Below are 13,826 nucleotides of genomic sequence, written 5' to 3'. Positions count from 1 at the left end.
GCGGCCCCCCCTCTCCCTCCGGGAGAGGGGTCAGGGGTGAGGGCCACCATATAAAAATCGGGCCGACCTAAACGGCGCGCCGTCGGTCGGTCCCTACGTCATCACAAGGCGCGAGGCGCGGACCGGGTTATGGGCGATATGCGGCGGGGATAGGAATCCCCGCCCTACATTTCGGCGAAAGGCAGTGGATAAAAAATCACGGGCGGGTGTGGACACCCGCCCCTACGTCATCGCAATTCGCGGCGGCCCGCAGAGGGGACGCCCTACATCATCGAAATTAGAAGCGCGCGCGCCGCTAATCCGCATCCCCGCGCCAGAGCTGCTGGTTGCCGAACTCCCACGCCCGACCGGTCCACTCCCCCCCAGCGGGGTCCTCCTCCACGCGGCGGCGGAAGATGCCCAGCTTGGCGTCTATGTTGTCTATGTGGTACAGGACCACGGCCTCGCGGGTCTTCGGCAGGACGGCGGCGCCGTACTCCCGCTCGCCGTGGTGGGCCAAAATCAGGTGCTCCAGGAGGAGGATGGTCCGCTCGTCGAGGCCGGTCTTCGCGGCCGCCTCGCGCGCCATCCACGCCCCGATGACCACGTGGCCCACCAGCCGCCCCTCGTCGGTGAACTCGCAGGTCGGCTCCCCGTCCAGCTCCTTCAACTTGCCCACGTCGTGGAGAATCGCCCCGACCAGTAGAAGATCGCCGTCCAGCTCGGGGTACTTCCGGGCGTAGTACTTCGCGTCGCGCGCGACGAAGAGGGTGTGCTCGAGCCAGCCGCCGCGGTAGGCCTGGTGGACGCGCTGGGCGGCGGGCCAGCTCCGCGCCGCCTCTTCATTTTCCTTCAAAAGGGCCTGGACCGTCTCCCGCAGCTTCTCGTGGGCCACCTCCCCGGCCAGCTCCGAAAGCTCGTCCCACAGGGCGTCCACGTCGTAGGGGGTGGAGGGGGTGAGCAGGCCTTCGTCGAAGCCCAGCTCCCGGTCGTCCTCGCGCACCGGGCGGATGTCGGCGATGGTGAGCTGGAGGCCGTACTTGGGGCTCCGCTCCAGGTTCCCCCGCACGGCGACGTAGGCCGTGGCGGGGTCGGCGGCTTTCTCGAACGCCGGGTTGTCCGAGAACAGGACCGCGTCCACGGTGCCGCTGACGTCCGCCAGCCTCAGGGTGAGGTAGGGGTCGCCGTTCTTCGTCAGGCGCCGCCGGCGCTCGGCGACCAAAAGAAAACCGCGCCAGGGGTGGGCCTTGTCCCCCACCTGTCTTATCGCCTGGGCCAGGGTCTCCTGCTCTATCATCTAGGTCTCCTCGCTGTCGTCGCCGGTGAGGCGGTTTCGCCACTGGGCCAAGAGGTTCAGGGCGGCCAGTGGGGACAAGGTTTCCGGCTTGACGCCGCGGAGCTCCGCCGCCAGCCAGCCGTAGTCGGGCTCGTCGTCTCCGGGCTCGGGGGCGGACAGGGCCATCTGGGCGGTGGGTGGGCCGACGCGGCCGTCCTCCAGCTCCTTCAACAGCGCCCGCGCCCGCCGGATGACCCCCCTGGGCAGCCCGGCCAGCCGCGCCACGTGCACCCCGTAGCTCGACCGCGCCGCGCCCTCCTCCACCAGGTGCAGGAAGCGCACCTCGCCCCCGCTCTCCGACACCGCCATCTGCATGTTGAACGCCCGGGGCAGCACCTCCACCAGCCGCGTCAGCTCGTGGTAGTGGGTGGCGAAGACGGTCCGCGCCGCGAGCTCTCCCGAATCGTGGAGGTGCTCGGCCACGGCCCAGGCGATGGCCACCCCGTCGGTGGTGCTCGTCCCCCGGCCCACCTCGTCCAATAAAAGCAGGCTCCTCGGCGTGGCGCAGTTGACTATCCGGGCGGTCTCGGTCATCTCGACCATGAAGGTGGAGAGGCCGCGGGCGATGTCGTCGGCGGCGCCCACCCGCGTGAAGACCGCGTCCACCAGCCCCAGGCGCATCGCACGAGCCGGGACGAAGGAACCCATCTGCGCCAGGATCACCGCCAGCCCCACCTGGCGCAGGTAGGTTGATTTGCCGGCCATGTTGGGGCCGGTGAGGAGCATCAACTGCCGGTCCCCGCCCGAGAGGCGGCAGTCGTTGGGCACGAAGGGGCCCTTCCCGTGGCGCTCGACCAGGGGGTGTCGGCCCTCGGCGAGCTCCAGGTCGCGCGACAGGTCGAGCTTGGGCTTGCACCATCCGCCCCGGGCGGCCGTCTCGGCCAGGGAGGCGACGGTGTCCAGCCGGGCCAGCGCCCCGGAGAGTTTTGCCAGCTCCGGCGTCCAGCGGTCCAGCTCCTCGAGGAGCCTGCGGAATAGCCTGGCCTCGAGGCCGGCCAGGCGCTCCCGGCCCCGGACGACCACCGCCTCCTTCTCCTTGAGCTCCGGGGTGATGTAGCGCTCGGCGGCGACCAGGGTCTGCCTGCGGAGGTAGTCCTCGGGGACGCGGTCCGCCTTGGAGCGCTGCACCTCGAGGAAGTAGCCGAAAACCTTGTTGTAACCGACCTTGAGGCTGCCGATGCCGGTGCGCTCGCGCTCCTTTTCCTGGAGCCCGCGGATCCAGCGCTCCGCCTCCTCGAGCTCCTCGTTGGCCCGGTCGAAGTCGGGGTCCCAGCCCGGGGCGATGACGCCGCCCGAGCCGACCTGGCCCGGCTCCTTCACCAGGGCCCGCTTCAGCAATTCTCCGGCCTCGGCGAGTTCCTCCAGCCCTTTACCCAGCGTCGCCCAGGCGCTCTCTTTCCTTTCCTTCAGCCACTCGGTCAGGGCGGGGACGCGGCCGAGCGTGTCGCGGATCAGGACCAGGTCCCGGGGCGCGGCCTTGCGCAGGGCCACCCGCCCCGCGGCCCGCTCCAGGTCCCCCAGGCCCGAGAGCCGTTCGCGCAGGTCGGCGCGCGCGTCGGCGTCCCCCACCAGGTCGGCCGTGGCGGCCTGGCGTTCCAGAATGGGTTCCAGACGCGCCAGCGGCGCCACCAGCCAATCCCGCAGCAGACGCCGGCCCATGGGGGTCCGCGTCAGGTCCACCAGCTCCAGGAGGCTCCGCCGGCTGCTCGTCCGGTCGGCGGACGAGGTGACCAGCTCCAGGGTGTCCACCGTGGGCCGGTCCAGGCGGAGAAATTCGCCCCGCTCGAGGGGCCTCGGCGGGCGGAGGTTGAGCGGCCCCCCGAGCTGGGTCTCCCCGAGGTAGGCGACCACGGCGGCGGCGGCCCGCTGTGCCAATTTATACCCCTCAACCCCGAATCCCTCCAGGGTGGCCACCCCGAAATGCTCCCGCAGGCGGCGGACGGCGTCCGGGGTGAAGTCGGTGTCCGGCCGCCGGGTGACCCCGGCCTCCGGCGGGAGCTCCGCCTCGAGGTGGACGGCGGATTCGGGCAGCAGAATCTCGCGGGGCGCGCGGCGGGAAATTTCCGCCAGGGCCGTCTCCCGCATGCCGGGTCCGGCGAACTCGGCCAGCAGAAGCTCGCCGGTGGAGAGCTCGGCCAGGGCCACCCCGTACCCGCCCCGCCCCTCGGCCAGGGCGGCGAGGTAGCTGGACCGGGCGCCGCCCAGGAGCTCCTCCTCGTAGAGTGTGCCAGGGGAGTAGAGGCGGACTATCTCGCGCTCGACCAGTCCCGTGTCGCCGTCGCCGCGCTTTTTGGTCTGCGCGCCCGAGGAACGCGCGGGGGAGGAGGTGGCGTCCAGCGGGTCCCCCTCGACGAGCTGCTCCGCCAGCGCCACGTGGTGCCCCGCCGCCAGTAGTTTCGGCAGGTACGACCCCAGCGCGTGGTGCGGGATGCCGGCCAGGGGGACCGCGTCCGGCTGACCCCTGTCCCGGGTGGTCAGGGCGATGTCCAGCGTCTCGGCCACCCGGCGGGCGTCCTCCCCGAAGCTCTCGTAGAAGTCGCCCATGCGCATCAGCAGGATGTGGTCCGGGTACCGCTCCTTGAAGGCGAGGTACTGGCGCATCATCGGGGTTTTTTTCGGATTCTGCCGGGCCACTCTCACCCCCGCCGGAGGATTTGGGCCGGGTCGCCCGCCAGGAGTCGGCTCTTGAGCCTTTTATCCGGGAGTCCGGCCGCCAGGCGCTCGAGGGCGGCCAGGGCCCGCTTGAAATGGGCGCGCTTTCCTTCGTTATCCCCCGCCCGTCCGGCCAGGAGCCCCGCCAGGAAGTGGAGCTGCCAGGTGATCGCCGGCACCTCGGGGTACGCCAGGGCCTCGTCGAGTATCGCCCGCGCCCGTTCCGCGTCGCCGGAGATGGAGTCCACGTCGGCCGAGAGCCGGGCCGCCCGGAGCCGGTGGCGCAGGTCGCCGGAGGCCTCCGCCCTCTCGCGGTAGTCGCGGCAGGCCTCGGTCACTTTGCGCCCCAGGCCCGTCTCGTGGAGCGCCCTGGCCCACAGGCGGTTCAGGGTGAGCTCGTGGTCCGGGCGCTTCGGCCACTCGACGCCCTCCACGGCCTTCCGCCCGGCGGAGGTGTCCCCCGAGGCCAGGCGGTCCAGGGACAGGGCCAGCCGCAGCCGCGGGTCCGCCCCGTCGCCCCTCGCCAGCGCCTTTGAGTGGAGGGCGGCCGCCTCGGCGAAGAGGTGGAGCGAGCGGTAGAACTCCGCCGTCCGGTGGTCCGTCTCCTCCTCGTCCCCCGCCTCGCGGAGCGCCTCGAGCCCCTCCGCCGTTTCCCCCCGGCCGAGGAGGGTGTCGGCGTAGGCCAGGCGGGCCTTTTTGAGCAGTTCGGCGTCCCCCAGCTCCTTGGCCCCCACCAGGGCCGCGTCGAGGTGGCGGGCGGCGGCGGTCCAGTCCCCCAGGTAATCGGCCAGCCGCCCGAGCTCGCAGGACAGCCGGGCCGTGCCGAAGCGGTCCCTCTTCCCCACCCGGACGCGCAGGAGCTCTTCGGTTATCTCCCGGGCCTCGGCGAGCCGCCCCAGATTCGTCAGGACCAGCGCCCGCTCCTGCCGGACCGCCGCCCGGCGGGTCTCGTTGCCCAGGCGCTCGAAGGTGCGCTCCGCCTCGCGCAGGGAGCTTTCCGCTTCCGGGCCGCGGCCGTGCTCCAGGTAGAGCTCGCCCAGGCGGGCCTGGGTTTCGGCCACCTGCCCGGCCTGCAAAAGTGAACGCTCCCGGGCCAGGGCGGCCTCCAGCGCCTCGAGGGCCTTGGTCGCTTCGCGGCGGTTCTGGTAGATTTCGGCCAGCCCCTGCTGCGCCTCGGCGGCCAGGGAGAGGTGGCCGGTCGCCTCCGCCCACTCCAGAACGGAGGCCAGGGGTCCGTAGGCCTCGTCGGGGCGCCCCAGCTCCAGGAGCGTCTTCCCCAGGAGCGCCCGGGCCCGCGCGCCGTCGCGGCCTTCATCCGCCCCCGCCCGCTCCAGGTGTCCGAGCGCCTCCTCCCGCTTGTTTATCCGCAGCGCCGTCTCGCCCAGTAGCAGCTCGCGCCGCGCATCCCAGCGGCCCTCGGGGTCGCAGGCCGCCGACCGGCCGGTCCAGAACTCGACCTCGTCCGGCTCCCCCCTGGCGCAGTGGATGGAGGCGTTTTGGAGGGCCAGCTCGGCCCGCTCGGCCTCCTCCCCCTCCTCCGCCTGGTCGTAGAGCTCCACCAGGATGGCGCCGGCGTCGCCGAAGCGGCGCTCCGAGGCGAGAATCCCCGCCAGCCCGGCGCGGAGCCTCCGTACGGCCCGGCGGTCCGGGGCGGCCTCCACCGCGTCGGCGTAGTAGGAGATGGCCGCGTCGAAGGAGCCCACCTCGGCGGCCAGTTGCCCGGCCAGCTCCAGGGCGGTTATCCGCTCCGCCGGGTCCCCGCAGTTCATGAAGTGGTTCACCGCCTGGGCCACCACCCCGCCGTGCTGGCGCTGGTAGAAGCGGGCGGCGTTGAAGTGCAGCTCGCGGCGGCGCCCGGGGTCCACCGCGGCGTAGGCGGCCCGCCAGGCGGCCTGACCGGCGAAGGCGTACTCCCCGCCCTCCCGGATCACCAGGGAGCACTCGGCCAGCCGGGCCCGCAGCGGGGAGACGTCGTCGCTGACCGCGGCCAGGTCGCCGGCCGAAAAGCGCGGCCCCAGCACCGACACCGTCTCAAGCGCCCCGGGGTCGGTTTCCAGGGCGAAGAGCTCCGCCGCCAGCCGGTCCAGGGGCAGGCGGGCGTGGAGGGTCGTCAGCCGGTCGCGCCCCGCCAGGAGCGCCAGGTAGGTCAGGCGCCCCGGCAGGAGCTCCCGTTCCGAGACGGGGCCCAGCGCCCCGGCATCCCGGCCGGAGAGGGTCTTGAAGAGCCCCTCCGCCTCGGCGGGCGGCAGCGGCTCGATGGCGACGGCGGGCGCCTGAGTCCCCTTGGGGGCCTCGTTGCCGCAGAGGATGACGGCCAGCGGCGGTCCCGCCCCGGTAAGGGAGCGGATCAACGAAACGGAACCGGGGTCGAGGCACTCGGCGTCGTCCACGACCACGGTGAGCGGTCGCCCGCCCCGGGCCTCGATGGCTGCCAGCAGCAGCTCGCCGGCCATCTCCCCCTTCTCGCCGGGCGTCAGGCCCCACAGCGGCTCCGAGAGCTTCCCGCCGGTGAACAGGGCGATGAACTCGGCCAGCCGGGGTGCCGCCTCGCCCAGGGCCCGCCGCTGCGCCTCGGCCGCCGCGGAGCTGGACACGGGGCCCCACACCGCCAGCAGCATCCGCCGCCACAGGCCGTAGGGGTCGTAGCTCCACCAGGGCTGGGCGCGGAAGAGGTGGGCGTCGCCCAGTTCGGCGAACAGGTCGCAGAGCTCCGACGCCAGGCGGCTCTTCCCGCTGCCCGGCTCACCGGTGACGACCCCGACCACCGGCCGCCCCTGGCGGAGCTCCTCCAGCCACACATCGGCGCGCGCCAGGATTTTTTCCAGGCCCAACAGCGGCTGCCCCGCCTCCTCCCGGGCATGGGAGGGGACCAGGATGCAGAGCCTCCGGTCGGCGACGGCGATTTCGCGCTCCTCCTCGAAATCCGGCTCCGCCGCGGGGGCGTCCTCGGGGGGGCAGACCAGTGTGCCCGCCGGCGCGAGGACGGCCGAGCGGACCGCCCGCAGGAGCGGCTCTCCGGCCGGGACGACCACCGATGAATGGGCCCCGCGGAGGTAATAGTCGGAGAGGGGGCCGGCGGCCAGACCGCCGGAGCGGTCGCTGAATTCCGAGAGGACGGCGTATCCGGCCCCCGCCGCCGCCGAGGGCTCGGCGAAGACGTAGAGCGTGGCCAGCCCGCCCTCGTGGGGCACGGCGCCCCAGAGCTCGCCGCCCCAGTTGGCGCAGATTTCCGCCTCGACGCGCAGACGGCCCTGGGCCTCGTCGAGGCCCTCCTCCACCAGCCCCCGGGGGCCGGGCCAGCCGAGGGCCAGGACCCCCTCCACCGCCAGCCGCCTCTCGCCCTGGTGGCGCGAGCCGAGGGGGATGAGCTGCCAGGGGGCGAGCCAGGGCCGGGCGCGCTCCATGCCGGCCGCCGCCCGACTCAGGCGGTCCAGGAGCCTCTCCGGCGGCTCCGGGATGGGGTCGTCCACCTGGGCCGGCATCACCCGCCGGCCCCGCTCCTTGGACCCCAGGGAGAAGTACCCCTCCTCCCGGCGAACCTGGAACCGCTCGCTGACGACCTCCGCCAGCTCCCGGGAGAGGTAGGCCCGCCCGGCGGGTGTGTGGGCCAGGAGCCGGAGCGCGTCCTCCACCGCCTGGCCCGCCGGCAGCGCCAGATACCGCCCCAGCGCCTCCAGGATGAAGAGGCCCCCCTTTCCCCCGGCGATGGTCACCCGGGGCGCGGAATCCAGCTCCTCGATGAGCTGCTCGGTCGTCAGGCAGGCGCGGAAGATGTGGGCGTCGCTGCCGGTCTCGGGGAAGAAGGCGACCAGCACCCCGCCGCCCCAGGCCAGAAGGTGTCCCGAGTACTCCTCGAGGGCGGCCAGGAGGAGCTCGGCCACCGCGGCGTCGGTCTCGTAGGCGTCGTCGGCCGGGGCGCAGACCAGCGCCGTCCCGGGTTCCAGGAGGACCGGCCCGTCGCCCTCGGCGGTGAGGGTCCAGCGCAGCGGCCAGGCCCTCGCCAGGGTGTGGTATCGGCGCTCCAGGGTTCCCAGCTCGCGGAGGAGGTCGTCAATCCGGGCGGCCTCGGACAGGGCGTAGCGGGCCAGCCCCGGGGTGATGAAGCGCTCGAGCTCGCGGCGGAGGTCTTCCATCGGTCTTTTGATTCACCCTTCGAGAGCGTTGAATATCTCGAAAAGGTTGCGGTTCAGGGAGGGGGGAGGCGCTGGCACACGTTTTTGCCGCACGACGACGCGGGAATTATCCAAGGCTTACGAACTCAGCAAAACCGAGCGAAGCGAGCTATGCGAAGCAAAAACCGTGACAGCGCCGGTGCAACGCAGCTGCCTTTATCGCTGAATACACCGGCCCGGTCGCGCCCTCTCCGTCGAGGGGGGGCGGGTCGGCCTCCAGCCGGGTCACAGCAGCCTCTTGCCGCCCAGGCCGGGGTCCAGGTGCGGCCCGGCGTAGCCCTCGCCGTCCACGGCGTGGGGCGTGCGATCGGAGTCTTCGACACCGGGTAGGCGGGGCGCCCGCGGCGGCCGACTCGAATCCGCCGGCCTTTTTCCCTCGAGAAGCACCCGCGTGTAAAGTTCGACGTAGCCCTCGGTCATCGCCTCCAGGCTGTGGTTCTGGCGGATGTGACGCGAGGCGGCGTCGGTCATGGCCCTCGTCCCCGCGGGGTCGTCCAGGAGCTTTGCGATTTTTTCACCGAGCGCCCGGTCCGAGTATTCGAAAATCAGGAGCCCCCGCGCCTCGCGCGGCAGAATCTCCACGCAGCCGCCCTGGGCCAGCCCCACCGCCGGGACGCCCAGCGCCAGAGGCTCGGCCATCCCCCGGTTGAAGCTCTCGCCGCGCCCGACGGCCACCGCCAGGTCGCAGGCGGCGTACACCGGCCGCGGGTCGGGAACCGTCCCCAAAAACCGCACCCGGTCGCCCGTGCCCAGTTCCCGGGCCAGGTCCCGCAGGTGTTCCTCGTGGTAGCCCGCCCCGGCCAGGAGCACGATCGAGCCGGGAATCCGCGCCGCGGCCCGCAGCAGGTGGTCCAGCCCCTTGCGGTGCCCCAGACGGCCCACGTAGCCCAGCACCGTTTCCCCCGGCCCGAGGCCCAGCCCCCGCCGGGCATCCTCCCTTTCAATAATCCCCGGCCGGAACCGCTCCGTGTCCAGGCCGTTGGGCACCAGGGCCACGCGGCTGGGGTGAACGCGGTCCACGTCCAGCACGTAGTCGCGCACCCGGCGCGAGACGCAGGCGTAGCCGCCCATGAAGGGCGAGGTGAGCTTCGTCAGCCGCCGTTCGAGGGGGGAATCGAAGCCGTAGCGGTGGAAGGTGACGAAGGCCGGCCGTCCGGTCACGAGGCCGGCGATCCAGGTCGGCAGGCGGTTGGGGTGGCCGTGGAGGGCGGTGGCGCCTATCCGCTTCGCCAGGCGGGCCAGCTCGAGCCCCAGTTTCAGTGATGAGTCCCCCGGTCCGCCGACGAGGTGCAGCTCCACGCCGCGCTCGTCGAAGTACGCCCGGCCGGGGCCGTCGCCGGTGAGGCTGGCCGCGACGCAGGTGAACCCCCGCTCCTTCAGGCGGGCGCACACCTCCGCCGTGCCCCGGTGGGGGCCCGAGAGCAGCAGGTCCACGAGGTAGTGGAGGATGAGCATGTGTGTGCGGGCCGGTGGATTACGGGGTCAAGTATAAACAAAAAGGGGTCGCATGGCACGGTGCGCCCGAATATGTGGGGCGGCCGATTGGGATGACGTAGGGGCGGGTTTTCAGACGCGCCCTGGTTGCGATGATGTAGGGGCCGACCTTTAGGTCGGCCCGTAGGTTATTAACCGTTGTTCGCCGATATGTAGGGCGGTGATTTTAATCCCCGCCGCTTCCACACCTCACCCTAACCCGTGCCTCGCGGATTGCGATGACGTAGGGGCGGACCGACGGCCCGCCGTTCAGGTCGGCCCGTTTTTTATACGGTGGCCCTCACCCTCAATCCCTCTCCCGGAGGGAGAGGGAGGCCGTTTCTCGCCGGTTGCGAGGATATAGGGGCGGGGCTCCGTCCCCGCCCGCGGGCGACCGTGGACGGTCGCCCCTACGGGCAATTGCGCGGTTCTAAATGTAGGGCGGGGAATCCCTTCCCCGCCGCTTTTACCCCTCACCCTAACCCGTACCTCGCGGATTGCGATGACGTAGGGGCGGACCTTTAGGTCCGCCCGTTTTTTATAAGGCAGCCCTCACCCCTGACCCCGTCGGCGAGCCGCTCCCACGGGGAGAGGGGGACCGTGGCTACCCCTACGGCGAGAATCCCGCCCGGCGCCGGGCCAGGAGCTCCACCAGCGCGCGCAGTTTTCCCTGGTTGCGCCGCATATCGAAGCGCCGTTCCACCGTCCGCCGGCCGGCCACGGCCAGCCTCCGCGCCAGCGCCGGGTCGTCGAGGAGCCGCTCGAGGGCGTCGGCCAGGGCTACGGGGTCCCGAGGCGGCACCAACAGCGCGTCCACGCCGTCGGTCGCTATCTCCGGTATCCCCCCGTTGTTCCCGCCCACCACGGGCCGCTCGAGCGCCATCGCCTCGATCACCGCCCGACCGAATGGCTCCAGGTCGCTGGGCACGGCGACGATGTCCGCCGCCCGGACGTAGTCCCGCACGTCGCCGACGAATCCGGTGCGCACCACGGCCCCGTCGAGCCCCTCGCGCCCGATGATTTCCTCCATACCAGCCGCGAAGCCGGGGTAGACCTCCTCCTGGGGCGCCCCGACCAGGAGCAGACGCACTTCCGTGTGCCCTCTTCGCCGCAGAATCGCCAGCGATTCCAGGAGCGTGTCGGGGCACTTGAACGGGGCGAAGCGGCCGTAGTAGCCGATCGTGGGATGGCCGTCAATCCCGAGCCGTTTTTTCAGACCGGCGTCGGGGGGGGCCGGTCGGAAGCGGTCCAGCCGCACGCCGTTGAATATTTTGAAAAGCTTGCGCGGCCGCAGGGATGCCCAGGGCACCGCCACCCGCAGGACCGTCTCCGAGATGACCACGTAGGCGTCAGCCAGGACGTAGGCCAGCCGGTCGGCCAGCCCAGCGTCGCGGCACATGCGGATGTAGCCCAGCGCCGCGGTGGGGAGCCCGGCGACGGAGAGCCCGGCCAGCAGTCGCCCGATGAAAGACTCGCCGTAGAGAACCGCGGCCCGTTCCTCGCGCGCGATGCGCCGCAGCCCACGCACCGTCCGCCAGAGGTCCCGCGCCGTGCGCCAGGGGTGCCGCAGGTCGCGGACGTAGAGCACGCCGGGCGCCTCCAGCCGCCGGCACTCCACCCCGCGTCCCTCGTAGAGCTCGGTGAAAGCCGGGTTTTCCTCGTTGTATACGACTATCGCCCGCCAGCCGGGCCCCAGCCCCTCGATGAAGCCCAGGAGGCTGTGGTGGCTGCCGCCGATGGCGGTGTAGGGGACGTAGAAGAGGGCGGTTCGCCGCGGACGGCCCATGGATTTCAGCCTCGGGAGGATCGGTGGGACGGGGGATTATGCTATTCGCCGGAGCGGGTGGTGTCAAGGCGGCCCGCCGGAGTTGACACTGCCGCCCCTTTTGCCGATAATGGGCGGGACCGTAGGCTGGAAAAAACCGCTGGGTTCGGCTATCCTTTAGCAACCCTCGAAGAGGTTCGTTTTCACCGCTCAAGGGGGAAGAAAATGCGGAAACTGGTTTCAATCGCCACGCTCCTCGTCCTGGTCGCGGCCACCGCCGTCGGCGCAGAAGCCATGCGCAAGGCCCCCCTCTTCATGCTCGAAGACGTGAACGGCAACCAGGTCAAGCTCTCGACCTTCATCGGCGACAAGGTCGTCGTCCTCGACTTCTGGGCCGTGGGCTGCGCCCCCTGCCTGACCGTCATGCCCCACATGGAGGACATGTGGCAGACGTACAAGGGCCAGGGGCTCGTGGTCATCGGCATCTCCGAGGACCTGCCCCGCAACGTCTCCAGCGTAAAGGCCAAGGCGAGGGAGGTCGGGGTCACCTACACCATCGTCCTGGACAAGAACGCCGCGGCGCTCACCGCCTATCAGGGCGGCGACGCAGGCATCCCCTTCATCGTCGTCATAGACCTCTCGGGCAACATCTACCAGACCTTTCGCCGCATCCAGCCCGGCGACGAGGACAAGATAGAGACGGCGATCCGCGAGGCGTTGGGGCTGGAGTAGGCTGCGCATTTTCGATTCCCCGCCTATGACCGGCCGCCGACGCGACCGGTCGTCACGTCTCGAAAGACCGTACGTCAACCCAGACAGGAGGCGGTAACCGTGCGCATCACGGCCATCCTTGCCACCCTCGCCCTTCTCGTCCCCGCCCTGGCCCAGGAGCCGGAGGAGGGCGACGTCCCCGAGGACGAGGAGTGGTACGAAGAGGTCCCGCTGGTGGGCGTCATCGGCCTGGACACCGACCCCGGCGTCTCGATCCAGGTGACCAACACCGCCGTGTACCGCCTGCACGAGTACGCTTACGTCAACAGCGGGATGGACAAGATTTACGGCCTGCAGAGCTTCGAGGACGACCTGACGGCCACCATCGGGGTGGGGAACTTCTATCTGGCGGGGACGCTGCGGTTCTGGCAGCCGCGCTACGACAACGTCGCCGGGGAGCGGATGTACGAGGCCGACCTCTTCAAGTGGTACGCGGGCTACCGGAGCGAGGAGGCGGAGGGGTACTACGGGAGTATCTACACGACCTTCGGCCGCGGCCTGACCCTGCACCTCTACGACGACCCCGTCTTCGAGGACGTGGACAAGTTCATCCAGGGCTTCTACGGGCGGCTGGACCTGGGCTGGATTTCCGCCACGGCGCTGGCCGGGCGGGGGACCTACGACCACGACCCCCTGAACGCGTACACCGACGACGTGCGGGGTTTCGAGGTCTCCGTCAACCCCTTCGTGCCCTGGATCGAGGTCGGCGGGGGCGTCGTCTCCATGGACCAGCACCTGGCAACCGACCTCTTCACCGGGGAGGCCGTCCGCAAGCGGCTGTTCATGCCGGCGGCCCACCTCTCCGTCACAACGGACTACGCCGACCTCTACGCCGAGTACGCCCAGAGCGACGGGTACGAGCATTCCGGCCTGGGTTTCGCGCCCTACTCCGGCGAGGCCGTTTACGCCTCGGCGGTGGGCTACCTGGGGCGCAACTCCCTCCTTCTGGAGTATAAAAATTACGAGCATTTCTACAACGAGTGGAACGCGCCGCCCGAGGTGAGCTTCTCCGGCAAGCCTCTGGAATCCACCCACACCGGGGTTGACGAGGAGGGGTATCTGGCGCGCCTGACCGTCTCGCCGTGGATGGGTCTTTCCGTGAGCGGCGGCTACTGCGACGCGTGGGATTCCCGGCGGGAGCGGGAGCGGCCCGAGTACGGCGGCGAGGTCCGCTGGGACGCCTGGCCCTGGCACGCCGTCGGCGGGTTCTGGCTCCACGACGAGAGCTACGAGGTCGGCGATCCCGACGACGACACCTACTACCTCTACGAGCGCGCCGAGCTCTGGCCCGACCTCGAGGCCTCCTACACCTTCCAAAACGGCCACTCCCTGGCGCTGCACTTCCGCTACGAGACCATAAACATCCACGAGGTGAATGGGACCTACTCGGAAATCGAGACCAACGAACAGAACCCGCAGGGGTCGGTGACCTACAACTGGCCGGAGTACTTCTCGGCCACTCTTTCGGGCCAGTACGCGATGGGCGACCTGCGGCCGAACGAGACGCGGAACTACTGGCTCGCGGGGGAGGTCACGGTGCACCTGGGCCCCGATCACGACCTGACGGTCTACTACGGGGACCAGCGCGGGGGGTTGGTGTGCTCGGGGGGGGTGTGCCGGGAGGAGCTGCCCTTCGACGGGTTGAAAATCATGCTGGAGAGCCGCATCTGAAGCCGGG

General features: G+C 70.9%; 7 protein-coding genes. 2 read left to right on the top strand and 5 right to left on the bottom strand.

The features are described 5' to 3' along the window. Positions 1 to 295 precede the first annotated feature (295 nt). From VM054_02490 to VM054_02470, 5 genes are all read right to left on the bottom strand, one after another. Positions 296 to 1,276 (bottom strand): HD domain-containing protein, encoded by a 981-nt coding sequence (locus tag VM054_02490; protein HUT97931.1) that lies wholly within the window; start codon positions 1,274 to 1,276, stop codon positions 296 to 298. Further along, complete coding sequence (gene mutS, locus VM054_02485; protein HUT97930.1) at positions 1,277 to 3,949, bottom strand: DNA mismatch repair protein MutS; 2,673 nt, start codon at positions 3,947 to 3,949, stop codon at positions 1,277 to 1,279. 2 nt (positions 3,950 to 3,951) lie between these two features. After that, the gene (locus tag VM054_02480; GenBank protein ID HUT97929.1) at positions 3,952 to 8,100 is read right to left on the bottom strand and encodes an AAA family ATPase; all 4,149 of its coding nucleotides are present in this window, start codon (positions 8,098 to 8,100) and stop codon (positions 3,952 to 3,954) included. Positions 8,101 to 8,364: 264 nt separating this feature from the next. Beyond that, positions 8,365 to 9,594: a glycosyltransferase gene (locus tag VM054_02475; protein HUT97928.1), complete on the bottom strand. Its 1,230-nt coding sequence runs from the start codon at positions 9,592 to 9,594 to the stop codon at positions 8,365 to 8,367. Between the two features lie 628 nt (positions 9,595 to 10,222). Continuing rightward, positions 10,223 to 11,398: a glycosyltransferase gene (locus VM054_02470; GenBank protein HUT97927.1), complete on the bottom strand. Its 1,176-nt coding sequence runs from the start codon at positions 11,396 to 11,398 to the stop codon at positions 10,223 to 10,225. A 204-nt stretch (positions 11,399 to 11,602) separates the two neighbouring features. Here VM054_02470 and VM054_02465 point away from each other — a divergent pair, with 204 nt between their 5' ends. Together VM054_02465 and VM054_02460 are read left to right on the top strand one after the other, a co-directional pair. Continuing rightward, a complete protein-coding gene (locus VM054_02465; GenBank protein ID HUT97926.1) occupies positions 11,603 to 12,109 on the top strand; it encodes a TlpA disulfide reductase family protein in 507 nt (168 codons plus the stop codon). 99 nt (positions 12,110 to 12,208) lie between these two features. Further along, entirely contained in the window at positions 12,209 to 13,819 is a 1,611-nt protein-coding gene (locus VM054_02460; protein ID HUT97925.1) for a DUF6029 family protein, read from the top strand. Positions 13,820 to 13,826: the final 7 nt, after the last annotated feature.

Source organism: bacterium, assembly GCA_035528375.1.
Taxonomy (GTDB): domain Bacteria; phylum RBG-13-66-14; class RBG-13-66-14; order RBG-13-66-14; family RBG-13-66-14; genus RBG-13-66-14.
This window is presented reverse-complemented; position numbering and strand designations above follow the sequence as displayed.

What these genes read in the sequence shown, in the direction of transcription:
- VM054_02475 (HUT97928.1), bottom strand. Translation starts at nt 9,594, where the DNA reads ATGCTCATCCTCCACTACCTCGTGGACCTGCTGCTCTCGGGCCCCCAC.
- VM054_02465 (HUT97926.1), top strand. Translation starts at nt 11,603, where the DNA reads ATGCGGAAACTGGTTTCAATCGCCACGCTCCTCGTCCTGGTCGCGGCC.
- VM054_02490 (HUT97931.1), bottom strand. Translation starts at nt 1,276, where the DNA reads ATGATAGAGCAGGAGACCCTGGCCCAGGCGATAAGACAGGTGGGGGAC.
- VM054_02480 (HUT97929.1), bottom strand. Translation starts at nt 8,100, where the DNA reads ATGGAAGACCTCCGCCGCGAGCTCGAGCGCTTCATCACCCCGGGGCTG.
- VM054_02470 (HUT97927.1), bottom strand. Translation starts at nt 11,398, where the DNA reads ATGGGCCGTCCGCGGCGAACCGCCCTCTTCTACGTCCCCTACACCGCC.